26 protein-coding genes are annotated in these 24,342 nt (G+C 45.5%); 17 read left to right on the forward strand and 9 right to left on the reverse strand.

Features of this window, described 5'->3' with window-relative positions; genetic code table 11:
- The first annotated feature begins 110 nt into the window (after positions 1–110).
- The 12 genes from F0228_RS02925 to F0228_RS02980 all read left to right on the forward strand — a co-directional run bounded on the left by F0228_RS02925 (position 111) and on the right by F0228_RS02980 (position 9,621).
- Entirely contained in the window at positions 111–1,058 is a 948-nt protein-coding gene (locus F0228_RS02925; protein WP_171761874.1) for a DUF1722 domain-containing protein, read from the forward strand.
- Positions 1,055–2,470, forward strand: a complete 1,416-nt coding sequence (phrB, locus tag F0228_RS02930; RefSeq protein WP_171761875.1) for a deoxyribodipyrimidine photo-lyase — start codon at positions 1,055–1,057, stop codon at positions 2,468–2,470. The genes F0228_RS02925 and phrB overlap by 4 nt, the downstream gene beginning before the upstream one ends.
- Positions 2,471–2,484: 14 nt before the next feature.
- Positions 2,485–2,916, forward strand: coding sequence for a nuclear transport factor 2 family protein (locus tag F0228_RS02935; protein WP_004736993.1), 432 nt, complete (start codon positions 2,485–2,487; stop codon positions 2,914–2,916).
- Positions 2,916–3,647, forward strand: coding sequence for an SDR family NAD(P)-dependent oxidoreductase (locus F0228_RS02940; RefSeq protein WP_171761876.1), 732 nt, complete (start codon positions 2,916–2,918; stop codon positions 3,645–3,647). Before F0228_RS02935 ends, F0228_RS02940 begins: the two co-directional genes overlap by 1 nt.
- 2 nt (positions 3,648–3,649) lie before the next feature.
- Entirely contained in the window at positions 3,650–4,921 is a 1,272-nt protein-coding gene (locus F0228_RS02945) for an FAD-dependent oxidoreductase (RefSeq protein ID WP_105058681.1), read from the forward strand.
- Entirely contained in the window at positions 4,918–5,724 is an 807-nt protein-coding gene (locus tag F0228_RS02950) for a DUF1365 domain-containing protein (protein ID WP_171761877.1), read from the forward strand. The genes F0228_RS02945 and F0228_RS02950 overlap by 4 nt, the downstream gene beginning before the upstream one ends.
- A gap of 104 nt (positions 5,725–5,828) precedes the next feature.
- On the forward strand, positions 5,829–7,109 hold the full coding sequence (locus tag F0228_RS02955) for a cyclopropane-fatty-acyl-phospholipid synthase family protein (protein WP_171730339.1): 1,281 nt from the start codon (positions 5,829–5,831) through the stop codon (positions 7,107–7,109).
- A complete protein-coding gene (locus tag F0228_RS02960) occupies positions 7,087–7,611 on the forward strand; it encodes a DUF2878 domain-containing protein (protein ID WP_102424274.1) in 525 nt (174 codons plus the stop codon). The genes F0228_RS02955 and F0228_RS02960 overlap by 23 nt, the downstream gene beginning before the upstream one ends.
- Before the next feature lie 3 nt (positions 7,612–7,614).
- The gene (locus tag F0228_RS02965; RefSeq protein WP_171761878.1) at positions 7,615–8,220 is read left to right on the forward strand and encodes a chalcone isomerase family protein; all 606 of its coding nucleotides are present in this window, start codon (positions 7,615–7,617) and stop codon (positions 8,218–8,220) included.
- Positions 8,217–8,759, forward strand: a complete 543-nt coding sequence (locus F0228_RS02970; RefSeq protein WP_171761879.1) for a DUF3833 domain-containing protein — start codon at positions 8,217–8,219, stop codon at positions 8,757–8,759. The genes F0228_RS02965 and F0228_RS02970 overlap by 4 nt, the downstream gene beginning before the upstream one ends.
- Positions 8,760–8,986: 227 nt before the next feature.
- Positions 8,987–9,250 (forward strand): DNA polymerase III subunit epsilon, encoded by a 264-nt coding sequence (locus tag F0228_RS02975; protein WP_171761880.1) that lies wholly within the window; start codon positions 8,987–8,989, stop codon positions 9,248–9,250.
- A gap of 131 nt (positions 9,251–9,381) precedes the next feature.
- Positions 9,382–9,621, forward strand: a complete 240-nt coding sequence (locus tag F0228_RS02980; protein WP_004736983.1) for an RNA-binding protein — start codon at positions 9,382–9,384, stop codon at positions 9,619–9,621.
- Between the two features lie 131 nt (positions 9,622–9,752).
- Here the strand turns inward: F0228_RS02980 and F0228_RS02985 are convergent, their stop codons facing one another.
- The 7 genes from F0228_RS02985 to F0228_RS03015 form a co-directional block, all read right to left on the reverse strand.
- A complete protein-coding gene (locus F0228_RS02985) occupies positions 9,753–10,097 on the reverse strand; it encodes a ribosome recycling factor family protein (RefSeq protein WP_061032887.1) in 345 nt (114 codons plus the stop codon).
- 205 nt (positions 10,098–10,302) lie between these two features.
- Complete coding sequence (locus tag F0228_RS02990; protein WP_171761881.1) at positions 10,303–12,126, reverse strand: sugar phosphate isomerase/epimerase and 4-hydroxyphenylpyruvate domain-containing protein; 1,824 nt, start codon at positions 12,124–12,126, stop codon at positions 10,303–10,305.
- Positions 12,127–12,137: 11 nt separating this feature from the next.
- Positions 12,138–13,208 (reverse strand): Gfo/Idh/MocA family oxidoreductase, encoded by a 1,071-nt coding sequence (locus F0228_RS02995; protein WP_105058677.1) that lies wholly within the window; start codon positions 13,206–13,208, stop codon positions 12,138–12,140.
- A 43-nt stretch (positions 13,209–13,251) separates the two neighbouring features.
- Positions 13,252–14,181 (reverse strand): AEC family transporter, encoded by a 930-nt coding sequence (locus tag F0228_RS03000; protein ID WP_105058676.1) that lies wholly within the window; start codon positions 14,179–14,181, stop codon positions 13,252–13,254.
- A 9-nt stretch (positions 14,182–14,190) separates the two neighbouring features.
- Positions 14,191–15,456, reverse strand: coding sequence for a TRAP transporter large permease (locus tag F0228_RS03005; protein ID WP_105058675.1), 1,266 nt, complete (start codon positions 15,454–15,456; stop codon positions 14,191–14,193).
- A 9-nt stretch (positions 15,457–15,465) separates the two neighbouring features.
- Positions 15,466–15,966 (reverse strand): TRAP transporter small permease, encoded by a 501-nt coding sequence (locus tag F0228_RS03010; protein WP_061032882.1) that lies wholly within the window; start codon positions 15,964–15,966, stop codon positions 15,466–15,468.
- Between the two features lie 60 nt (positions 15,967–16,026).
- A complete protein-coding gene (locus F0228_RS03015) occupies positions 16,027–17,031 on the reverse strand; it encodes a DctP family TRAP transporter solute-binding subunit (protein WP_032553664.1) in 1,005 nt (334 codons plus the stop codon).
- A 424-nt stretch (positions 17,032–17,455) separates the two neighbouring features.
- Between F0228_RS03015 and F0228_RS03020 the strand changes: the two genes are divergently transcribed.
- The 5 genes from F0228_RS03020 (at position 17,456) to F0228_RS03040 (ending at position 22,513) form a co-directional block, all read left to right on the forward strand.
- The gene (locus tag F0228_RS03020; RefSeq protein WP_105058674.1) at positions 17,456–18,673 is read left to right on the forward strand and encodes a LysR family transcriptional regulator; all 1,218 of its coding nucleotides are present in this window, start codon (positions 17,456–17,458) and stop codon (positions 18,671–18,673) included.
- Positions 18,674–18,789: 116 nt separating this feature from the next.
- On the forward strand, positions 18,790–19,713 hold the full coding sequence (locus F0228_RS03025) for a DUF1932 domain-containing protein (RefSeq protein ID WP_216610886.1): 924 nt from the start codon (positions 18,790–18,792) through the stop codon (positions 19,711–19,713).
- A 30-nt stretch (positions 19,714–19,743) separates the two neighbouring features.
- On the forward strand, positions 19,744–20,697 hold the full coding sequence (locus tag F0228_RS03030) for a Gfo/Idh/MocA family oxidoreductase (protein ID WP_061032880.1): 954 nt from the start codon (positions 19,744–19,746) through the stop codon (positions 20,695–20,697).
- Positions 20,698–20,708: 11 nt separating this feature from the next.
- Entirely contained in the window at positions 20,709–21,713 is a 1,005-nt protein-coding gene (locus tag F0228_RS03035) for an aldo/keto reductase (protein ID WP_105058673.1), read from the forward strand.
- 65 nt (positions 21,714–21,778) lie between these two features.
- Positions 21,779–22,513 carry a PIG-L deacetylase family protein gene (locus F0228_RS03040; RefSeq protein WP_032553670.1) on the forward strand — a complete coding sequence of 245 codons (735 nt, stop codon included), beginning with the start codon at positions 21,779–21,781 and terminating at the stop codon, positions 22,511–22,513.
- 93 nt (positions 22,514–22,606) lie between these two features.
- On the opposite strand, the gene F0228_RS03045 is transcribed toward F0228_RS03040, so the two are convergent.
- Together F0228_RS03045 and F0228_RS03050 are read right to left on the reverse strand one after the other, a co-directional pair.
- Positions 22,607–23,509, reverse strand: coding sequence for a sulfite exporter TauE/SafE family protein (locus F0228_RS03045; protein WP_105058672.1), 903 nt, complete (start codon positions 23,507–23,509; stop codon positions 22,607–22,609).
- 24 nt (positions 23,510–23,533) lie between these two features.
- Positions 23,534–24,301 carry an SDR family oxidoreductase gene (locus tag F0228_RS03050; protein WP_105058671.1) on the reverse strand — a complete coding sequence of 256 codons (768 nt, stop codon included), beginning with the start codon at positions 24,299–24,301 and terminating at the stop codon, positions 23,534–23,536.
- Between the last annotated feature and the right edge of the window lie 41 nt (positions 24,302–24,342).

Consider the following 24,342-nt stretch of genomic DNA (forward strand, 5'->3'; position numbering starts at 1 on the left):
ACAGCGTTGGCTAGGTAGAAAAGTAACAACCGGACTAAAGTAATCTGGTATAAGCAATAAATCACATAATATAAAAACAATAATGAGCAACGAGCGTAAGGAATTGACCAATGGATAAAAAAATAAAAATAGGCATTAGTGCATGTGTCGCCGGTCATAAAGTACGGTTCGATACTGGTCACAAGCGTTCTCGCTTCTGCACGGAAGATCTTGCAGACTATGTTGAACTAGAACCAGTATGCCCTGAGATGGCTGTTGGATTGCCAACGCCGCGCCCAACTATTCGTCAGACACGGATGTTAGACGATATCATTCACGTTTCCCGCCCAGACGGGTCAGGTGACGTAACTCAAGAACTGATCGAGTTCGGACAAAGTTACTCAAAGAACAGCCAGCATATAGCTGGTTTCATTGTTTGCCAGAAGAGTCCAACTTGCGGCATGGAGCGCGTTAAGGTGTATCACCACCATGGCCGCGGCTCTGAATCCACAGGTATTGGTATGTTCACGAAGCAGGTTATGGAAGGCAACCCGTTGCTGCCTGTGGAAGAGAATGGTCGTCTGAACGATCCGATTTTGCGCGAAAACTTCATGACTCGTGTGTTCACATACCAGAAGTGGCTAGACCTAGTAGATGAAGGAATTACTAAACACAAGCTTATCCAGTTCCATAGCGCCCACAAGTATCTAGTAATGTGCCATCACGTTGAGGGCTATAAAAGCCTTGGTAAATTACTAGCTGGCAATGAGCTAGAGATAAATGAGCTTGCAGATAAGTATATCGAAGGACTGATGACGGCATTATCGCACCATGCAAACCGTGGCACGCACGCCAACACGCTTCAACACCTTCAAGGTTACTTTAAGAAGCAGCTCAGCAGTGCTCACAAGCAAGAGTTATCTAACCAGATTGCTTCTTTCAGAGAGGGCGTGATTCCGTTGTTAGTGCCACTCACACTGATCAATCATTACTTGATGGAATACCCAAATGAGTACCTGCAGTCACAGGTTTACTTAAACCCTCACCCGCAAGAACTTAAATTGAGATACGGATATTGAGCGATATTCTATGGATAAGACGAGACCTGCGTATTCACGATAATCCAGCCCTCGTCTCAGCAATCGAAAACGGCGTTTCAATCGCCGTTTTTATTTCAACACCACAAAAGTGGCATCAGCATCACCTTGCTCCGATTAAAGCAGACTTTATCTTCCGTCATTTAAAGCAACTGGAAGCTGAACTCGCCGACTTGGGCATAACCCTGCTGCACCTCAAAGCGACCGATTTTGATGATCAAGCCAAGCAGTTGACCGAGCTGTACCAACAACTCGGTTCTCAGGTTGTTTTCGCCAATTCAGAGCCAGAGGTCGATGAACAAGCTCGTGACCAACAACTGATATCGAGCGGTATAAACCTTCAGGTCAGCGACTGTGACGTAATGCTGCCATTAGGCAGTGTGCTCAACCAGCAAGGTGAGATGTTCAAGGTTTTCACGCCATTTAAAAACGCTTGGTTAAAAGAAGTGCAAGCAAAAGGCATTCAATGCAGCCCTACTGCGGCGCCTTCTAAAGCAAGCCCTAACACTCAATTGTCTGAAGCTCTGGCAGGGTTTAAGCTCGTCAGTGACTATGACTTCGACTTTCCGCGTGTCAACTCAAGCCGTTGGCCACTAAGCCAAGACGTACTTGGCAATGTGATACCTAACTTTCTAGCCAACAAGGTCAACGACTACGCTCACCTGAGAGACATACCTTCAGTAAAAGGGACTTCAGGCTTATCGCCTTACTTAGCGATTGGTGCGGTAAGCCCAAGATGGTTAGCCATTCAGCTCATCCAACAGCAACCCGATTTACTGTTTGATACCCAACTGCCCGCTTTTTCTTGGCTCAACGAGTTAATTTGGCGAGATTTTTATAAGCACTTGATGTTCCACCATCCTAAACTGGTTAAAGGGGCTAACTTCCAGCAGAAATACAATGGCTTAGATTGGTATAAAGATCATCCGAGCTTCAAAGCTTGGTGTGAAGGAAAAACGGGGTATCCATTGGTTGATGCGGCCATGCGTCAACTGGTCGAAACCGGCTGGATGCACAACAGGCTAAGAATGGTAGTCGCTAGCTTTCTAACTAAACACTTGTTGATTGACTGGCGTTGGGGTGAGCGCTTCTTTATGGATCACCTAATTGACGGTGATTTTAGTGCTAACAATGGTGGCTGGCAGTGGGCTTCAAGTACCGGCTGTGATGCACAACCTTACTTCCGAATCTTCAATCCGATCACCCAGAGTGAAAAGTTTGATCCGAAAGGAATTTTTATCCGTAAGTACATACCAGAGCTGCAAAATATTCCGGACAAGCATGTGCATTTCCCACATGATTACATAGCAAAAAACGGAATAAACAGTGAATACTGGCAACCCATCGTTGAACATAAAGAAGCACGATTGAGAGCCTTAGCCTTTTTCAAATAATTAGAGTGAATATTATGGATAACTCTCTATGGCTTGATAACTTTCTCAACATGTATCGAGAGCTCGGAACGGACAATTTCGACGTGCTAAAGACGGTTTATCACCCTAATATCGAATTCCAAGACCCGCTGCATCATGTCAGCGGGATTGCAGCGCTAACTCACTACTTCGACAACATTTACACCCAAGTGACTAGCTGTAACTTTCACATCGAGCACACGTTTGAAGTCAACGGAGAAGCATCGGTATATTGGACAATGCACTTTGTACACAAGCAACTTAATGGGCAGAAGCCAATTGAGGTGCAAGGCCACAGCCACCTAAAAATGCTCGATGATCAAGTGATTTACCATAGAGACTATCTCGATGTCGGCTCTATGTTGTATGAACATATTCCGGTATTAGGCTGCGCCATCAAATCCATCAAGAAAAGAGCGAGCCGATAATGCATATTATGATAACAGGCGCGACCTCAGGTATCGGCCAATCACTCGCTCTCGATTATGCCCAGCAAGGACATCACGTCATTGCTTGTGGTCGTAGCCAAGAGAAGTTACAGGCTCTAGTCGATTCGCACGAAAGTGACATCGCGGAGTCGACGATCACACCACTGTGCTTTGATTTGACGGATTTCCACAATTTCCCAGAGCTTGACCAAGACAAACCTCTCGACCTGCTGATACTCAATGCGGGTGACTGTGAATACATCGATGATCCAGTCAACTTTGATGCAGAGCTTTTTGAGCGCGTCATCAACATTAACTTAATCTCTATTGGTTACGCTCTAAAGTCTTGGTTGAAAAACATCAAACCCGGAGGACGCTTGGTTTTAGTTAGCTCTAGCGCTAGCTTTTTGCCTCTTCCACGAGCTGAGGCCTATGGCGCTTCAAAAGCGGCACTCACTTACTTAGGCAGAACACTTTCGGTTGATCTCGCCAAGCACAATATTCATGTCACAATTGTGCACCCTGGCTTCGTTGAAACGCCATTAACCGAGCGAAATACCTTCGCTATGCCTATGATTATTAGTAGTGAGGCCGCAACTCAACGAATAGTTAATGGAATTGCTCAAGGAAAGAGCGAAATCGATTTCCCTAGACGATTCATCATGTTGATGAAGCTATTAAGAATGCTTCCAACTTCAGTTTGGCAAAAACTCGCTTCAAGGATGGTATAACAATGAAGAAAATCGCCATTATTGGTTCAGGCATTTCTGGACTCACTTGCGCGCACATATTAGACAAACACCACGACGTAACCGTATTCGAGAAAAACGACTACGTTGGGGGACATACCGCCACCGTTGATATTGAACATCAAGGCTCGGCGTTCTCGATTGATACTGGCTTCATCGTGTTCAACGATCGAACCTACCCAAACTTCAATCAACTACTCGAACAGTTGGGTGTAGAGAAGCAACCAACAGAAATGAGCTTCAGTGTACACAACACAACCACTCAGTTTGAATACAATGGTCACAGCATTAACTCGCTGTTCGCGCAGAGGAGCAATATCTTCAAGCCGCAGTTCTGGTCATTAATCTCTGACATTCTGAAATTCAACAAGTTGTGTAAGGCTCAATTCGAAAGCAATGTGTTTACACCTGACGTTACCCTTGGCAGTTTCCTCCGTGATAACCAATTTTCAGACTTCTTTAGCCAACACTACATCCTACCGATGGGTGCCGCTATTTGGTCAACAAGCCTTGAAGAGATGGAAGAGTTCGAACTTAAGTTCTTCATTCAGTTCTTCTACAACCACGGCCTGCTAGATATTGCTAATCGCCCTCAATGGTATGTGATTCCAAAAGGTTCTCGCTCTTATGTTGAGATCATCCTTTCTCGCCTAAGCAAGCCGGTGGCATTGAACACATCGATTCAGCAAGTCACTCGTCATGAAACAGGTGTGACTATCGAATTTAAAGACGGTGCAACAAAGCACTTTGATGAAGTGATTTTCGCCTGCCATTCAGACCAAACGTTAGCACTGTTAGGCGATGCAACGCCTGAGGAGAAAGAGGTATTAGGTGAAATACCTTACAGCCGCAATGAAGTGGTTCTTCATACCGATACCAGCTTGCTACCAGACAGAAAACTGGCGTGGGCAAGTTGGAACTACATGCTGGATGGTAATAGTAAGCGACCAGCTTGTGTCACTTACAACATGAATATTCTGCAGGGAATAGAGAGCAAAGACACTTTCTGCGTGACCTTAAACCAGAGTGAAGCCATCGCTCCAGAAAAGATCATTCGAAGCTTTGTGTATCACCACCCAGTATTGAACTCCAACACAGTCAATGCACAACAACAGCGTGACCGCATTTGCGGTAAACAGAATACGCATTTCGCAGGCGCGTATTGGTACAACGGGTTCCACGAAGATGGTGTGCATAGCGCATTGGATGTAACCAAGCGCTTTGGTCTGGATCTCAGCACGAGCTCAGCACAATGAACACCGAGACCCTAGCATCCAACACAGAAATAGCATCTGAACAGAGTGAAGAGTTCAGCGGTATCTATTGGGGAAACGTCAGACATCGCCGCTTTGGTGATATCCCTCATGAGTTCAGCTACCAGCTCTACATGATGGGGCTAGATCTCGATGAGCTGCCTAAGACCACTGAGCGAAGTGCGCTGTTTGGGACTCGCTGGTACAACCCGATTCGCTTTGTCGAATCGGATTATCTTGCTGAAAAAGAAGAAAATACAGTTAGCGATGAACCTAAATCTCTAAAACAACGTATAGCATCCAAAGTACAAAAACTTGGTGGCGATTGGTCTGATGAAAACCGAGTAACAATGCTTGCTCAATGTCGATGTTTAGGTGTTTACTTTAGTCCAATCAACTGCTTTTTCTGTTACGACGAAGCAGACGAGTGTCGATATATGTTGGCCGAGGTTAGCAACACACCTTGGCGAGAGAGGCACTATTATCTGATCGATATGCGCCAAGAGTTGAAAGTTAAAAAAGATTTTCACGTTTCGCCGTTCATGGATTTAAACATGACCTATTTTTGGAAAATTAAGCCACCAGCGAAACGAACGCTCGTTCACATCGAAAGCCGCAGAAGCGAACGAATATTCGATGCGACACTAGCTTTGACTAAACAGTCAGTAACGAAAACAAACATTAGACGAACGGTTTTTAAGATCCCGGCAATGACGGTGAAAGTTGTGATGGGGATTTATTATCAGGCTCTTAAGTTATTCCTGAAAAAAGTACCGTTTGTGGCGCATCCGGACTCAACACCTTAAGCGCCAAAACCAATATTCGATTATGTTGTGAGTGTGCTCAAATCAACGAATGCCACCCAACTTAGTTGGCAAAAAAGTCAGAATGAATTCTCAGCGAGGTTGACATGGAACAGCTTGCAAAACAAAACAACAACATTGAACAACAAGCTAAAGCCGTTGCTGTTTCAAGCAACTGTAAGTATCGAGCTTTAATCTTTAAGGTCCTAGAGCGCCTGCAATTTGCAACGCTAGAAATCATCGAGCGAGACCAGCATTCGGTGTTTGGAGACAGAGAAGCAGATTTGAAAGGTCGAATTGTGATTCATGATGCGACCTTTTTTAGAGACGTGGTTGTCAACGGCAGTATCGGGGCATCCGAAGCCTATATAGATGGTAAATGGACCAGTCCAGACTTAACCCGCGTTATCCAGATTATGGCTCGCAACCAAGCCCAGTTAGATGAGCTAGACGACAAAACTCAGTGGATTTCTCGCATTAAGAATCTCCTGCTTCGTCGCAAAAACGCCAACACCGAGCAAGGCTCCAAGAGAAACATTCTGGCCCACTACGACATCGGTAACGAGCTGTACGAGCGATTCCTTGATAGTTCGATGCAATACTCGTCGGCGATCTACAGCGATGAAGCGCTGACTTTATCGAAAGCACAGCAGAACAAAATGAGAACGATCTGTGAGCGTTTGGAACTTTCAGAATCGGATAGCGTGGTCGAGATTGGCACTGGCTGGGGTGGTTTAGCAATCTTCATGGCACAACATTATGGTTGCCACGTCACCACCACAACGATTTCAGACGCACAACATGAGCTTGCAGAGCAGCGGGTAAAATCGCTCGGCTTAACCGATAAAATTACTCTACTCAAAGAAGACTATCGCAACCTAACGGGTGAATACGATAAGCTGGTTTCCATCGAGATGATAGAAGCGGTGGGACATGAATACCTGCAAACCTTCTTTGAGAAATGCTCTTCATTGTTGAAGCCTTCCGGAAAAATGCTGATTCAAGCGATTACCATCGCTGATGGGCGTTATGAAAAGTACCGTAAAGGCGTCGACTTTATTCAAAAATACATTTTCCCTGGAGGCTGCTTACCCTCTGTCTCAGTGATGACCCAACACCTTGCGACCAGCACCGACCTTGTCGTACAAGAGATCGACGACATCGGTCTACATTACGCACGCACACTGAACGACTGGAATATTGCCTTTCAAAACAGCTGGGAAGAATTACAATCACTGGGCTATTCAGAAGAGTTCAAGCGCCTTTGGACCTTCTACTTCTGCTACTGTGAAGGTGCATTCAAAGAGCGAGTGATCAGTACTCACCACTTAGTCGCAAGAAAACCTCGTTACTTTGGAGCGAAAGATGAAACGGTTTTGGATTATTAATCTCATTCTGTTTCAAGCGACCTGGGTTTGCAGCGCGTTCTTCACCGCTCAAGCCCCGTTCGTAACACCGCTGCTGGTGATCATTCACTTCCTATTATCACCGACTCGCCACAGCGACCTTAAAATACTCGTTTTATTACCATTGGGGCTACTGCTTGATAGCCTCATGCTTCACTTCGGCGTCTTCGCCGTCGACCCTGCCATTGCCAATCAATCATGGTTCCCTGTGTGGCTCGTCTGCCTATGGATCATGTTCCTGATTAGCTTCAACCACAGCCTTAATTGGCTCTTAAAATGCTCAAAAGTGATCTTGTTCGCCTTAGGGTTCGTAGCGGGTACTAGTAGCTACTGGGGAGGAATCAAAGCGGGCGCCCTCCTCGCTACTTGGCCAGATGCATCGGTAGTTGCTGCCCTTGCGTTGAGTTGGGGGATATTTTTGCCTCTTCTTGTGGCCGCCTACTCCAACTTAATGAAACCGACAATGGCAAGGACAACGAGGTGACTTATGGCTTACTCACTCAAACGGACACAGGCGCTCCACTCAAAGAGCACTGAGAGTCACGCGTGTGCCCAATCTAACACTCAAACGACTGCAAACAACCACTACACAATAGCATTTCTAGGTGCGTTCACTCTCTCTCTATTAATCGCAGCATTACTGTTTGCTGGGCAAGCGCGCGCCTCTGCTGTCGACGATTTAAACAAGCGCGGACAAGGGGAAATGAGTTACCTATTTTGGACCCTCTACTCTGCTGAATTCTACACCGCACCTTCTAGTTCAGAACGCGCATTGAAAATAGAGTACTACCGTTCAATAGACAGTAAGGATCTGGTCGAAGCGACCGAAGATCAATGGAACAAACTTGGCTACCCTAACAGCAACATCGAACGCTGGTTGAAGCCACTCTATTCGATGTGGCCCAACGTAGAAGCAGGAAGCACACTAACGATTCGTGTAGCAGAAGATAACGTCAGCCGCTTTTACTTCGATGAGCAGCCTATCGGTGTCATTCAAGACAAACAATTTGGCGATGCCTTCCTTGCTATCTGGCTCTCTGAAAACACCTCCGAACCGGGCCTACGCAAACAACTATTAGGTTTGAATAAATGAATCCAAAAACAACAATAATCAAAATTGCTCTAGCAATACTGTCTCTTAGTTGGCTAACAGGTTGCGGCTCTGCCAGCCTTGATAATCATGTCGACACAACACCAGAGCTCAAACTTGAGACCTTCTTCAATGGCGAGTTAATGGCTTACGGTATGGTACTCGACCGCTCCGGCAACTTGCTACGACGTTTTGATGCCAAACTGATCGCTACGTGGGAAGGCAACAACGGTGAAATCAAAGAGTGGTTCTCATTTGCCGATGGTGAACGCTCAACCCGAATTTGGAACCTGATAAAAACCGGCGACAACACCTACTCAGGTACCGCTAACGACGTGGTAGGAACCGCATATGGCGAAACACAAGGCTCTGCACTGTATTGGAAGTACGATTTAGAAATTGAAGTCGACGGCAGTACCTATGAAGTTACATTGGATGATTGGATGTTCTTGATGGATGAAAAACGATTGTTCAATAAGACCGAGATGTCTAAGTTTGGCTTTAAGGTCGGAGAGGTCATCCTGTACATTGAAAAGATTTAGACAACTCGCCCTTCATTCGATCTGAATCGCCCACTTTAGAATCCAGCCCACGACGACACGTTGTGGGCTGTTTCGTTTAATCCCTAGAATAGCATGCCTACATGCTCCTCCACTGTGCTAAAATGCGCCACCAGCGTACAAATGGCCGATACCTCATACTGATGAATGCCCCTTTGTTTCGCCACGTGTAGATTCCCTACCACGATAAATTAAAAAGGCTTTAAAGCATGAGCAAGTTAACCTCAGCGGAGCGTAAAGCTCGCGACAATGAACGTTTCTCACAACGCGTAAACGAGCGCAGAGAAAAAGGTGAAGACGTAGTTGCTTACGCATTAACCAACAAAAAAGCCGTTAAGTTCCTGACCAAGTCAGAGAAGAAACGTCTCAATGAGATGAAAACAGCTCGCCAAGAAGAGCTTCGTCAGAAAGAACAAGAAGAGCTGAACCGAATCGAAGACGCCTTCACCATCAAACAGTTCGACGACGAATAATCACACCAAACAACTCAAAGTGCTGTCGCAGATTTTGGCTACCCAAACAAATGAGATCTTAAATTATTTTGTAAGGGTGACCTTCAAAATGTGCGACAATGCGCGACGTAAATTCATATTCAAGGTTCATTATGAAACTTCTAGTTCGTAACCTATCTCGCTCAACAACAGAGCAAGACATCCGTGTACTATTTTCTGAGTTCGGTTCAGTAAAAGCATGCAACCTAGTATTAGACCAAGAAACTGGCTACTCAAAAGGTTTTGCTTTCGTTGAAATGCCAGAGCAAGAAGAAGCGAAAACTGCACTAGACAAGCTGCACATGACCAAGCTTGGCAAAAACACAATTCGTGTAAAAGTAGCGAACTCTTAATCGAGTCAATGCTTCATAAGCCACATGGCTTCGCTTAACAGCAACACAGATGATAAAGCCCGTAACGATATCGCGCTGAAATAACGCCATATCGTTACGGGCTTTTTGCTGCTCGGTACTTTTCTAATTATCTATAACCCTTCATAGTCATCAATGGCTCGTCGTGCTTCAGCCATTGAACATCCAGACTCCATCACCAATTGAGCGACCGTCATCGAAGGTGTTGCCGCTAACAGCGACGCCAAGCACACCACAGGTTTAGGCAGCACCTTGTCTATGGCTACTGTTATCCAGCCGTCTTTCTCATGAGTTAACAAAGCTTTGAATTCGATCAATTGATGCTCCTGAGCCACCAGTAACCAATTGCGTGAGCGACGAACTCGCTTCAACTGACATCCACACTCAGCAGCGTTCGCCATTACTTGGCTCTTATCACTCACACGATGTACAAAACTATTCAGTGGGACGCTAAACATAACCTATATCAGATAATCGACAGATGGTCGTAGGATTACACAGCCTTTACGAAACTGCTAGAGCCAGCATGAATAACAATGCAGAGCCGTTAAAGCTTAACAAACAAGCCCAAGAAAAAAAGCCACCACTGAATTCAGTGGTGGCTTTCCGATTACTCACACACTCTCTTACTGCTCAGGATAAAAGCGGGTGTGCTGATTAGTTTTAATCCTGATAAGACTGGGAAGCCAAGCGAATAAAGGCGTTGGTTTCACCGTATTTCTTATACTCACCCACTCGCTGTACCACTTCAAAGAATAGGCCATTCACTTCTTTGGTGTAGAAATGGAAGAACGCCCCCGTGTCATCTTCGGTGTAAAGAATATTGTTCTTCTGTAGCTGCTCAATCGACTCATCTTCCAGGTCGAATTGTGCCTGAATATCTAGGTAGTAGTTGTTCGGGATCTTCAATTGATAGATAGGCGATAGGTTCGCCGCCGCTTTAAAGATATCTCGGCACTCAATTGCAATCTGATTGATGCTCGCGCCATTGGAATCATTTAAGAATCGCTGAGCCGAAGTACGCTTAGCGCTGGTACTGTTAAGTGCGATCTTAATGTTCTCATTAGGACTCTTGATAGTACGACTAGTTATCAGGCCGTTGATGTCTGGCAGATCAAAGCTATCTTCAGGAACAAAACCAAAGATCGACTTATAGAAGAACATGTTCGACAGCAAAGTCTCTGGCGACACTACCTGACCAATGTGGTCAACGCGAATCAAGTTATCGTTCACTGCCGGTTGCTGCTCTACTGGCTTGAAATCTACGTCGTAAAACTTGTCTGCTTGGTTCTCATCCAAAAGATGAATCATCAAGTTACTAGAGCTCTTAAGTGTTGGAATATCCAGCTCATTTTCTTGGCGAGCTTGGAAAATCGCTGGACTGTTATAGCGTTTTGCCAGTTCAACCAAACGATCCGAATCTTTGGTTAACACGCCTAGCGCACACACAGATTCACCATGACCTTCTAAGTAAGTCTGAGCGTTGCTGTTTTTCTCGTAGTTAAAGACGAAGTTAATATCACCCACTTGGTATAGGTCGACATTCTTACTCTTATGACTATGTGTTTTGCTAAAGCCCAATGACTCAATCACATCGGTAAATGGATTGTCTTCACGCTCTTTCACGGCAAATTCAATGAAACTCAAATCAGACACACTTGGCATCTCAAACAAGTTGTTGGTCTGATCTTCGAGCCATTTCAGTGAACGTACGCCATCCACCGCTTTCTCTCTTGGAGAAGAAGCGCGAAACTCATCGTTAAACACTTCATGAGAGAGGTAATCATCGTAGCCTTTATCTTTAAGTGTTTTCACAAAGTCGATCACTGGGAAATCGCCTTGACCCGGGAAGCAACGGTAGTGACGGCTGTATTGCAAAATATCCATCTGCATTTTCGGCGCATCAGCGACCTGCACCAAAGCAATCTTTTCCACTGGAATATCTTCACGCAACGTATCGAGTGTGTTGCCACGCGCAAACATGTGGAAGGTGTCCAATACCACGCCAAGATTCGGATGATCGACCATCTTCACTAAATTCCAAGCGTCATCGTAATCGGCAATGTGACGACCCCATGCCAGCGCTTCGTAACCCAGCTCCATATCTTCGCGTTTGGCCAGTTCTGCCAAGGCATGCAGATCTTCAGCGCAGCGGTCAAGATTATTGGTCGAAAGTGGGTTCACGTTACTGCACATCATTAGGCGTTTTGTGCCCAGTTGATGCGCTAGATCCATCTTGCGCTCCATCATCTTGTATTTCTTTTCGCGCAAGCCATTTGGCATCCCTTCCATGTCTCGAAAAGGTTGTAGAACCAAGATCTCAAGCCCCATGCTATCAGCGATGCGTTTAACATCGGCGGCAGAACCACGGTACTGAGTTAAGTCATTTTCAAAAATTTCGATGGCATGAAAACCGGCTTTTGCCGCTGCATGCATCTTCTGTTCAAGAGTGCCAGATAGACAAACGGTCGCGATTGAATACTTCATCCTAAACTCCCTTAATTAACCAGTGCAGTAACATCTTGAACCGGAACGTACTGCTCCGTTTCTGTCGCTTTGATGATGGCGTCGATCACCAACAGATTTTGCAGGCCATCGTAAATGCTGACTTTTGGTGTCTGTTCTTCGCCACGAATTAGGGCGCAGAAATGCTCAAGTTGACGCTTAAGTGGGTCTTCACGCGTTACTGGTTCTTGGCGCTCTTCCATCGCATTCCACCAAGAAGGTGTCACACCCTCTTTAAAAGACTTAATCTGCATTGTCGGGATCGATAGCGAGCCATTGGTGCCAGCCACGTGGTAGCAATCCTCGGTTTCGTAAGTCGCGTAGGTTTTGTTTTCTTGCGAGGTTTGCTCCCAGCTTCGTGGACTTGCCGAGGCATCTGACAACATGAATGAGCCCAGTGTGCCATTGGCAAATCGCAGCGAGATTGCGGTTGTATCTTCAACTTCGAACTCGCGAGTCGCATTCGAATTCAGAGCTTGAACACCAACAATGTCGCCAACCAAATGACGCAGGTTACCAATCTCATGAATCATGTTAATTAAGATCGGGCCGCCGCCTTTAACTTTTCGCCACTCGCCTTCGTTGTAGTAGTAATCAGGTTTGTAGAACATCGCGCTGCCCATGATAGATACCGTCTTGCCCAGTTCGCCGTTGTCGATGATCGACTTAGCTGTCTCTAGCAGTGGGCTGTAAGCACGGTGGTGACCAACTAGCATTTTTGCTTCTTCACGATTTGCGTGTTTAAGAAGCTCAATGGCATCTTCGATCGAGTCGGTAACAGGCTTCTCGACAATGGCAGGCACGCCAGCGTTGATACACTCGTGCGCTTGAATAGCATGCAGACGATTTGGTGTCGCCAAGATCACACCGTCCGGCTTATCTTGTGCAAACAGCTCTTCTAGGCTGGCGTAGACCTTAACGCCATACTCTTCCGCAACCTCTTTAGCACCCGGAGAAGGATCAACAATCGACGCCAACTGACATTGCGCGTTTTCAGAAACCAGTTTGATGTGTGTTTTTCCGATCAGACCAGCCCCAGCGACAGCAATTTTAACTTGTTCCATGTTATGACCTTATTTTTCATTCACGCTCTACAGGCGTCTATTTTTATGATGATGTTGTGATAGCAATAACGACGGACAGCGAGAGTCCAGAGGCCACCGTCGTAATAATTAGAGTGTTTAAACAGAAGCGTTGTTGTTGATAGAGCCCACCTAAAATCGGGTAGATAGACAACATAGGAGACGCAGCAAAAATCAATAAGACATACTTGAGGTCACCTTCAACGGGTAGCGTCATCAGCAGTGCAACAACAACCAATGGGAAGAACACCAGCTTCATCGACGTCACAAAAGCGATTCGTCTGAACTGCTCAAATTTCAGTGACTGACCTAGTGCCCCACCGATAGCAAATAGCGCCAATGCGACCGATGTTTTTGCAAAAATGGATACCCCTTCAGTCACGAATTCTGGCAAGCGAATCCCCGTGATATTCACGACTAAAGCAAAGCTGATCGCTAAGATAATCGGGTTGCGACTAATACGGCCCGCAACAATCTTTAGCTGCTCACTGATGCTTGACGAACGACCTTGAGCAAACTCCAGTGAAATCAAACTCAATGGGATAAACACCAGATTCTCAATCAGCACACACATTAAAAATGCTTCAATGAACTGACCGTCGTACAGCGATAACACCACTGGAAAGCCAACGAACGCACTGTTTGGCATACCGCTGCCCAAACCATTGATGAAACTTTCCGTCCAAGTGAATTTGAGTAAGCCTTTGCTCACCAATATCGCCACGGTCATTGCACTCAAGCCAGCAATGGCGTACACCAACATGAAGTTGACTTGGATGACCTGCCCTAACTCGATGCTACTCAAGCTGCTGATGATCACTGCTGGCAGCGATACATACAGCACGAACTTGCTTACCTCAGCGACGAATTGTTGGCTAAAAAAGCCTTTTTTGGTCGAGAGGAACCCTACTGCCACGATAAAAATCAGCGGCAGCAACACTTCAAATACAAACATTGTTTTTCTCTAGTAGCCGAATAACTTCGGTAGGAAAAGCACGCTTTGTGGTACGAAAGTAATGAAGAACAGCACCACAACTTCCAGTAGGAATAGAGGAATAACTTGCTTAGATATCGCAGCAATCCCGACCTTGGAAATGGTATTGGAGACAAACAGACAGATGCCCATTGGTGGTGTAATCAAACCAATCATTAGGTTGAAGATAACCACAATGCCAAAGTGAACAGGGTCGATACCAAAGCTCATCGCAATCGGATGGAAGATTGGGATAAGGATTAGCATGGCTGCAATGCCTTCAAGAAACAGGCCCACCGCCAGTAGGATTAGGTTCACCATAATTAGGAACATAATAGGATCTGAGATAGTGCTAAGCACCTGTTGGCTAATGTATTGCGGGACACGCGAAAATGTCAGCAGCCAGTTTGCTACAGAGACAACAGCAATCAGAATCAATACGATAGAAGAGTCGCGCATTGAACGCATAAACACTTCAGGTAAGTCACTGACTTTGATTGATTTGTACATGAACATGCCGACCGACAGCGCATAGAATGCAGCAAAGGCAGCCGCTTCAGTCGGCGTCACGATACCCATTAGAATTGAGCCAAGGATAAAAATTGGCATCGTTAGCGGTACAAAGGCTTTAACCAATGCTTTGCGACGGCTTGTTCTCACGCCGGTATTCACAATCTTATGTTTGGTCGCATAGAAGAAAACAAACACTGACAGGGCAATTGCCGACAAGACACCCGGAACAATACCCGCTAAGAACAGAGCCGGAACCGAGACACCACTGGCAATAAGCGCGTAGATGATCACAGGAATGCTCGGTGGAATCATAGGACCAATCACCGAAGAGGCAGCGGTCAGTGCTGATGCAAATTCTTTGCTGTAGCCCTCTTTTTCCATTTGAGGGATAAACACTCGGCCCAGTGCAGAAGTGTCTGCTACCGCTGAACCTGAGATCCCGGCAAACATCACCGAAGACCAGATGTTTACTTGTGCTAAACCACCACGGAAGTGCCCCACCAAGGCGTTAGCAAAGTCGATAATGCGACTAGTAATACCACTCTTGTTCATCAGCTCGCCAGCCAGAACAAACAGTGGAACAGCAAGAATAGAGTATGAGTCTAGTCCGCTAAAAATTCGTTGTGCAACAAGGCTGATTGAGATTGGAGTGCTCGTTACGTAGAACGACATAGCCAAAATAATGGCAAACACTAGCGGAACACCAAATACGAGCATACCGCCCATTAAAGCTATTGATGGCATAGTAGATCCTTATACATCGCCTTGAGTGAGAGAAGAGACTGGCGCATTGGCGCGTCGAGATAGCGTGACGTGTTGTGCTAAACGCAATAGAGCGGCCACAAACAGACAGATACCACCAACAACTAACGCAGACTGAAAGTAGTACATACTCAAGCCAATACCTGGTGATTCGATACCACCGCGTTTCATGACAAATAGGTAACCTGAGTAAGTCATGATGCCCGCTGATACAAGCACTGCGATATCCACCACAATCGCCAAAACCTTTTGGAAAGTCGCCGACTTGACTGAATCTAGAACCGCAAATTTAATGTGTAGTCCCTCTAGGTAACAAAGAGACGTACCAAACATCACACCGTAGATCATTGAGTACTTACATAACTCTTCACCCCATAGGATTGAGGTATTGAAGAAATAGCGCGAGATGGTAGTGACTAGCATGACTGCAAACAGTACAAACAGAGACGAACCTGCGCAGAAAGCCAATAGTTTTTTATATTGTTCCATCATAGTTCCCTATCTCCTTGGGAAAGCGCAGCATTGAAACCATCAATGCTGCGAACATCAGAGTTACTTCGTTGCAGTTTCAACCGCTTGAAGTGCGCCATCGATCCATTTCGAATCTACGGTACCTTCAAGCCACTTGATTACTGCAGGCTGAGTTTTGTCGCGGAATTGCTTCTGCTGCTCTGCTGTCAATGATGTAATCTTCATGCCTTTCTTACCTAGCGTTTCTAGGCCTTCTGCAGAGTTAACCTGCTGAACAGCTCGGCCAACCGTACCTGCAACTTGCGCTGCACGATCGATGATCGCACGGTCTGCGTCAGATAAACCTTGGTAGAAATCGTCGTTCATTAATAAGAAGTCGGTGCCATACACGTGACCATCCAGCGTGATGTACTCTTGCAGCTCGTAGAACTTATTCGCGCTGATAACGCTCACTGGGTTTTCTTGACCATCAATAACACCGGTTGTTAGAGCGGCTGGTACTTCTGGGAAGGCAATAGGTGTAGGCTCGGCACCTAAAGATTTCAGCAGCTCAACATAAAGCGGGGTTGTCATTACACGAATCTTCAGACCTTTTAGATCATCAGGAGACTTGATTTCGCGTTTTGAGTTAGTGAAGTGACGGAAGCCTGTCTCACCGTAAGCTAGGTTACGTAGACCTGTTTGTTTTAAACATTGCTCATTAAGTTGCTGGCCAAACTCGCCATCTAGCACTTCCCAAGCAACAGGTGCAGATGGGAAAAGGTAAGGAATTTCAAGAACATTGGCTTCTTTACACAGTTTAGAATAAGCACCAGACACCATCGTCATGGTCAGCATTCCCTCTTGTGTAGACTGAAGCAGCTCTGTTTCACCACCAAGTTGACCTGATGGGTAGATGTTAACCGCGATACGACCGCCAGATTCCGCTTCTACGATATTTTTGAATACCTGTGTCGCAGCCCCTTTCTTAGAGATCGTCCAATCCTGAGAGTCGACATGACCTATTGTAATATCGATATCCGCAGCTGATGTATTTGCAGCAAATGCCAGTGATACAGCCAGTGATAGTGTCTTTATAGTTTTCATTCTATGGAACCTCCTGTTTCATTGCCGATAAAACTAACACTAGGAATTAACAAAACAAAATTCACTTACTGAAAGCATTATTCAAAAATTAGATAACCCTCGCTCTTCAAGGGTCAGAGATAAACAGAAATAATCACAAAAAATCATAAACTTAAGAATGAAAAATAAACATAATCACCATCAATAAATGGTCAAATTTGATATTTTACAAATTGGTTAATTTTGGAGAATTAAGTCACACTTTAGAAACAATATATCATTCCCTACTTCATAGAGTGTTTGAATTCCGTTACTAATATGTCCATTGATAAGGGAGTCGACTATTTCGAGCCAGATCATTAATAGAGTTTAAGCTCTAAAAACCCAAACTGTGATTTATTTCATATTTCGTACTGTAACCAACGTTCAGTGGTAAGGAAACCGTATGTTTAACATCCCAAATTTGCGCCACCTTAGGGCGATATCTGAAGTCGTTCATACAGGAAGTATTAGCAAAGCATCTGACACGGTTTTCCTTTCTCAACCCGCAATAACACAAGCTATCTCCAAGCTTGAAAAGAATATGAACAGTGAGCTGTTTGAACGCACCAGTGATGGCATGACGCCAACGAAACAGGGTGAAGCCTTCGCTTTTCGAATTGACCGTGCGCTGGAAAACATCAGTCAAGGCATCTCTAATGCGCTAAAGATTGCCACGAAGCAGCGCAAAAATAGTGTGCAGCGTTATCTGTTTAATATCACCACCACACAACTAAAAGCGCTAGTTGCCGTCGCTAACGGACAAAGCTTTACCGAGGCGAGCCGGTTACTTGAAGTGTCTCAATCATCGGTTTACCGAGCATCAAAAGATCTTGAAGAAATTCTCGGGTTTACCTTGTTTGAAAAGACCAGTACAGGCATCGCACTATCTAAAGCAGGGGCTGCATTAGACAAAGCAAGCAAACTCGCTTTTGTTGAGATAAAACAGGGGCTTGATGAGGTTAACCTTCTAAGTAACCGACACAGTTCAGTGATCACAGTAGGCTGTTTACCTCTTGCGAGAACCTGCTTGCTTCCAAGTACCATTAATGAGTTTTCTAACGCCTATCCTGACTGCCAAATACACGTCATTGATGGCCCTTATAAAGACCTGCTCAACCACCTAAAATATGGCGAAATTGATATTCTAATTGGCGCTCTACGCTTTCCCGTTCCCAGCACCGATATTCGTCAAGAAACCTTATTTGAATCGAAGAACACCATTTTATCGCGTGCTGACCATCCTTTAGCAAACCGAGAAAAAGTCAGTATCAAAGAGCTTCAAGAATCAAGCTGGGTTGTCTCCTCTAGTGCAACACCTGCGCGTAAAATGTTCGAAGATATGTTTACCAAAGCCTCACTGGAAGTACCAAATCGTTTAATTGAGGCAAGCTCGCAAATGCTAGTTAAAGAGCTATTACTGGGCAGTGATCGATTAACCCTTCTTTCCCAACATCAAATCAGACGCGATCTCGATGAGGGGCATTTAGTTGCTCTTCCTTATGAAGGTGAAGAACAATCCAGACCCATTGGTTTGACGGTCCGCAAAAACTGGTTTGCCACTTCTGTACAGACTCACTTCTTACAATTATTGCGAACAAACGGAGTTAAAATGTCGCTGTAATAACCCTATTATTTTCAAAATTGAATACCCTTTGAATTAAATTGATTATCCGCACTCAATACCAAATGATAGTGTTTAACCATAGCCAAAGATAATTAACAAACAAAAAGGTGGTTATGGTGAAAATCAGTAGGATTGCATTTATTGGTTTTGGCGAAGCAGCAAAAACATTTATTTCTTCTTGGAATGATCGAGCACCTGAAATAATTAATGCCTTTGACATAAAGACGAACAATATATTTACCCGAGAGAAAAAACTTCTCGAATATATTGATCAAGGTGTGCAAGGGACATTTCGTCCTGAAGAAGCAATTCACGGCGCACAACTTATTTTTTCCCTAGTCACCGCTGACCAAGCTGAACAGGCACTGCAGCAGATAGCAGGCTCTCTGACTGAAAAACAGATTGTACTCGACTGTAACTCTTGTTCCCCGCAAGCCAAACAAAGACTTGCAAAGCTGGTTAAAGCGCAAGGCGCTGAGTACATCGACATTGCCATCATGGCGCCAGTATTGACATCACAGCCTAATATTCCGCTCTACTTATCCGGACAAAAAGCCGACAAGGTCGCTGAATACCTAACTCTACTGGGTTTCGATATTGAGGTTATCTCGGAAAACGTAGGCGATGCATCAAGCATAAAAATGATGCGCTCAGTACTGGTAAAAGGCTTAGAGGCGCTAACCACAGAGTGCGTTCTGGCAGCACGTAAATCAGGTGTTGAACATCACGTACTCAAATCGCTAGGTCACACCTACCCGGGGTTAGATCTGAGTCACCTAAGTCGTTATCACATAGAGCGGATGCTCAACCATGGTCAAAGACGCCACGCAGAATTAAAAGAGGTTGCAGCGACCTTAAACGAGTTAGGCATGAGTCACTCGATGGTCGAAGGGGCAATGAACTGGCATCAATCGCTAGGTGAACTCAACATCGAAGCGTCAGATCAACCTCTCGGTCAACTATCTGACCAGATCATAGAACAACTGCAGGTCGAGGATACTGAATCGACCGCAACGAAATTACAAAATATCCAATAATTTAATCGCTTGAATACAAAAGGAATGATTATGAAAGTGTGTGTAGTAGGCGCTACGGGTGCATTCGGCCAAAAACATTTAGAGGCACTACGTAATATCGACGACGTTACCGTTACTGCGATGGTTGCCCCTGAAGCGGACAAACTTGATCAACTCATTACAGATTACAATCAAACAGCTCAAGGTTTCTCTTCACTTAAAGAAGCACTGAAATCTGACAACGTCGATGCTGTGATTCTAGCAACACCAACTCAAATGCATGCTGAGCAAGCTATCGCATGTATGGAAGCTGGCAAGCATGTTCTGGTTGAAATCCCAATGGCAGACAACATTGAAGACAGCTACAAAGTGGTTGAGACTCAAAAGAAAACTGGCGTTGTCGCTATGGCTGGTCACACTCGCCGATTCAATCCAAGTCACCAGTGGATCCACAACAAGATTGCTGCTGGCGAGCTAAACATTCAACAAATGGATGTTCAAACCTACTTCTTTCGTCGTACTAACACCAACGCGAAAGGTGAGCCACGTACTTGGACTGATCACCTACTATGGCATCACGCTTGTCACACTGTTGACCTTTTCCAATACCAAACCGGTGAGAAGGCATCAAAGATTCAAGCGCTGCAAGGCCCGATTCACCCAGAGCTCAACATCGCAATGGATATGAGCATTGGTATGAAAACGCCATCTGGCGCACTATGTACGCTATCACTCTCATTCAATAACGACGGTCCATTTGGCACCTTCTTCCGCTACATCTGTGACGAAGGTACCTACATCGCTCGCTACGACGATCTATTCGATGGCAAAGAGAATCCGATTTCACTGGAAGGTGTCGCGGTTTCAAACAACGGCATCGAGCTAATCGACCGTGAGTTCTTCGATGCGATTCGCACAGGCCGCGAACCAAACTCAAGTGTCGCAAGCTGCCTACCAGCTATGGAGACACTGCACGCATTAGAACAACAGCTAGAGCAAGAGTAAGGAGCCCGGCGATGATTACTATAGGTGAGCACTCACTCGCGCCAGTTGCCCTTGGATGTATGAATGTATCTCACGCATACGGAACACCCCCAAGTGAAGAGCACAGCATCAAGCTACTCAATAAGGCGCTTGATCTTGGCTACAACATGCTCGATACCGCAGCTCTTTATGGGTTTGGTAACAACGAGAAACTACTCGCCAAAGCGGTAGGTCATCGCCGTAATGAGTTCTTTCTTGCTAGCAAGTGCGGCATGTTTAAAGGCCCTGATGGTAAACGCGCTATTGATGGTTGCCCGCAAACCATTCGTCAAACCTGTGAAGATTCGCTGCAGCGTCTCAATACCGATGTGATTGACCTCTACTATCTGCACCGCTGGGATAAATCAGTGCCGATTGAAGAGAGCATTGGTGAACTTTCTAGGCTGGTTGACGAAGGCAAAATCAAACACCTCGGTCTATCTGAGGTATCGGCAACCACGCTGGAAAAGGCACACCAGATCCACCCAATTGCAGCGGTTCAGTCAGAGTATTCATTGTGGTCACGCAACGCAGAGATCGCAGTGATTGATAAATGCCAAGAGCTGGGAAGTACCTTCGTGTCTTTCAGCCCTGTAGGGCGCGGCATTCTTAGTGGCGAGCTGCAAAGCAATCAATTCGTGGATGGTGATATTCGCAATGCGATGCCGAGATTTAATGCAGAAAATTTTGAATCTAACTTGTCGGCTGTAAACAAGTTCGCTTCTCTGCTGCCGATTTTTGCTGAAGAGAATGTATCACTACCTGCGCCAACTCTGGCTCAATTTTCCTTGGCATGGACGCTGGCTAAAGCGCCTCATTCAATAGCACTACCAGGCACCACTAACCTTAAGCATCTAGAAGACAACTTAAATGCGCAGCATTACTCGGTTTCGAACGCCCTGCTAGAACTGGTTGAGCGCACTGTACCGCAAAAGGCATTTGTTGGCAGTCGCTACAACGCGCCCACTCAAGCCGAAATCGATACCGAACAATTTTAGCCGAATAAAGAACATAGAAGACACGCTCATCAGAAGAGCTCAAGAGTAAATAAAGGATTAATAACATGACAACAAAGAAAACAGCTTTAGTAATCAGTGCCCATTCAGCAGATTTTGTCTGGCGTTGTGGCGGTGCCATCGCCCTTCACCAAAAGCTGGGCTACGAAGTGACCATTGCATGTCTTTCATATGGTGAGCGTGGCGAGTCTGCAAAGCTATGGAAACAAGAAGGCATGACACTTGAAGACGTTAAGCGTATTCGTCATGAAGAAGCGACAGCAGCAGCGGCAGCTCTTGGCGTAAGTGACATTCGTTTCTTTGACTTCGGTGATTACCCACTGGAAATCGACAAAGAAGGTAAGTACCAAATCGTCGACCTGATCCGTGAGATTCAACCAGAATTCATCATGACGCACTCTAAATGGGACCCATACAACACAGACCACATGTACGCCACTGAGATCACTCTGCAGTGCCGTATGATCGCACAAGCTTGGGGTCATAACCCAGGTGAGAAAGTGCTAGGTGCACCTCAGGTTTACCTATTCGAACCACACCAAAGCGAGCAGATGGAATGGAAACCAAATACCTTCCTAGACATCTCTGAAGTATGGGAAAGCAAGAAAGCCGCTATTGAGTGCATGCAAGGTCAAGAGCACCTGTGGACCTTCTACGAAAACCTAGCAGAAAACCGTGGCAACCACTTTAGACGTAATTCAGGTGGCCAGGCGGGCGGCAGAAGCTGTCAACACGCTGAAGGTTTCCAAGCTATCTTCCCACAGTGTGTTGATTCGCTGTAATTAACCATTAGCACACTCAAAGTTGCTTCAAAAAAAAGCCCTATAACGATGAAACGTTATAGGGCTTTTTCATTCAACGATAGAAAGAATCAGTTATGCTGTTGCCGCAGCTGCTTTCGCTTTTTCTTCTTCATCCGCTTTACGGATAGCCGCTACTTTCTTACCGAAAGCGAGTTGGCAGATAGCAAGCGCACCAAATGCAACACCTAGGCAAAGAGCAGCCGGTAAGTCAGCAGCACCTTTAATTAGCATTGCACCAGAAGCAATCAGTAGTACAAATACCATTAGGCGGAACACAGATGTTGGGATGCGTTTATGAACGTACTGACCAACAACAGAACCAAGAATCATAGTCGGGATAGCGAACATTACTAGCTTCACTGTATCGACAGTCAGAATACCGCTTGTTGCCAAACCACCAATGATTGTTAGGTTGTTTGCAGTAAAGAACGCGTTCAGTGTGCCACGGAAAGCCGCAGGACCAAGGTTACGAAGCATACCGTAGATAACAACCGGTGGACCATTCGTAGAGAACGCCGCACCTAACGCACCCGCTACTGCACCCATTGGCGCTGCAATCCAGTTTTTATCGTAAACCGGTAGGCGTGGAACAAATAGGCTGTAGAAAGAGTACACGATTAGGAAAATACCTAGGCCCATTTTCATGATGCTGTCTGGAAGGTAAGACAGTGCGTAGATACCTACTGGTACACCTAAGATAGAGAAACCAATCAGAACCATTGCTGATTTCCAGTCAGTCTCTTTACGAGATAACCATGTCGCGTAAAGAGCTGTTGCGGTACCAACCATAACGGACATCGGTGCCGCCATTTTTACTGGTAAAAGCATTGATACCAAAGGCATCGTCGTTAGGCCGCCACCAAAGCCCGCACAAATGCCAACAAAGGTGTACATGAACATAAGACCTACAACAGTGATTACCGTTGTACCGCTTAGTGCATCTCCATCTGGAGTTGTTAAATCAAAAAATGACATTGCTAAAAATCCATTTAATTATAATTAGTTAAGAGTTAGACCTGCATCCACTACGAAGTCTTGACCAGTACAACCACAAGATTCATCCGAACCTAGGAACAGCGCTAGTCGAGCACAGTGAGTGCCATCTAAGCGGAATTTAAGCGCTTGAAGTTCTACGAATTGGTTTACTGCTGATGGGTCTAGTTTTGCCCACATTGCGTCTTGCTTAGGTGTACGAATTGCGCCTGGAACAAGGCTGTTCACACGAATACCACGCTCACCTAGTTCTTGAGCTAGAGTACGAGTGAAACCGTGGATAGCCGCTTTAGACAGTGAGTAACACACACGACCTGGACGGCCACGCATCCAGTTGATTGAACCCATGTTGATGATTGAGCCCGCACCTTTTTCTGTCATGCCATCAATAACGCTTTGAATCGCAAACAATTGGTGACGTAGGTTCATGTTGATGCGGTTATCGAAGTATTCTTCTGTTAGATCATCGATAGTGTGGTGATCATCAGAACCAGCGTTGTTCACTAGAATATCAACCGTGCTGTAGTGCTTAGACACTTCTTGGAAACAGTTTTGAAGCAGTTCAGTGTTGGTCACATCACAGAACAGGAATAGGCAACCAAGTTCTTCAGCCAGTTTCTCACCTGCTTCTTTGTCGTAATCTAGGAAAGCAACTTTAGAGCCTTGGCTTACAAAGCTGCGTACCAGCTCTTCACCGATACCACTTGCACCACCCGTAATTACAGCAACTTTGCCTTCAAGAGATGCGTATTTTACATTTTCTGCGTAATTCATTTTCTTTTGCCTCGATTGGAAATTACCTCCAGCCGATAGCC

The organism is Vibrio sp. 99K-1 (assembly GCF_013114585.1).
Classification (GTDB): domain Bacteria; phylum Pseudomonadota; class Gammaproteobacteria; order Enterobacterales; family Vibrionaceae; genus Vibrio; species Vibrio chagasii_B.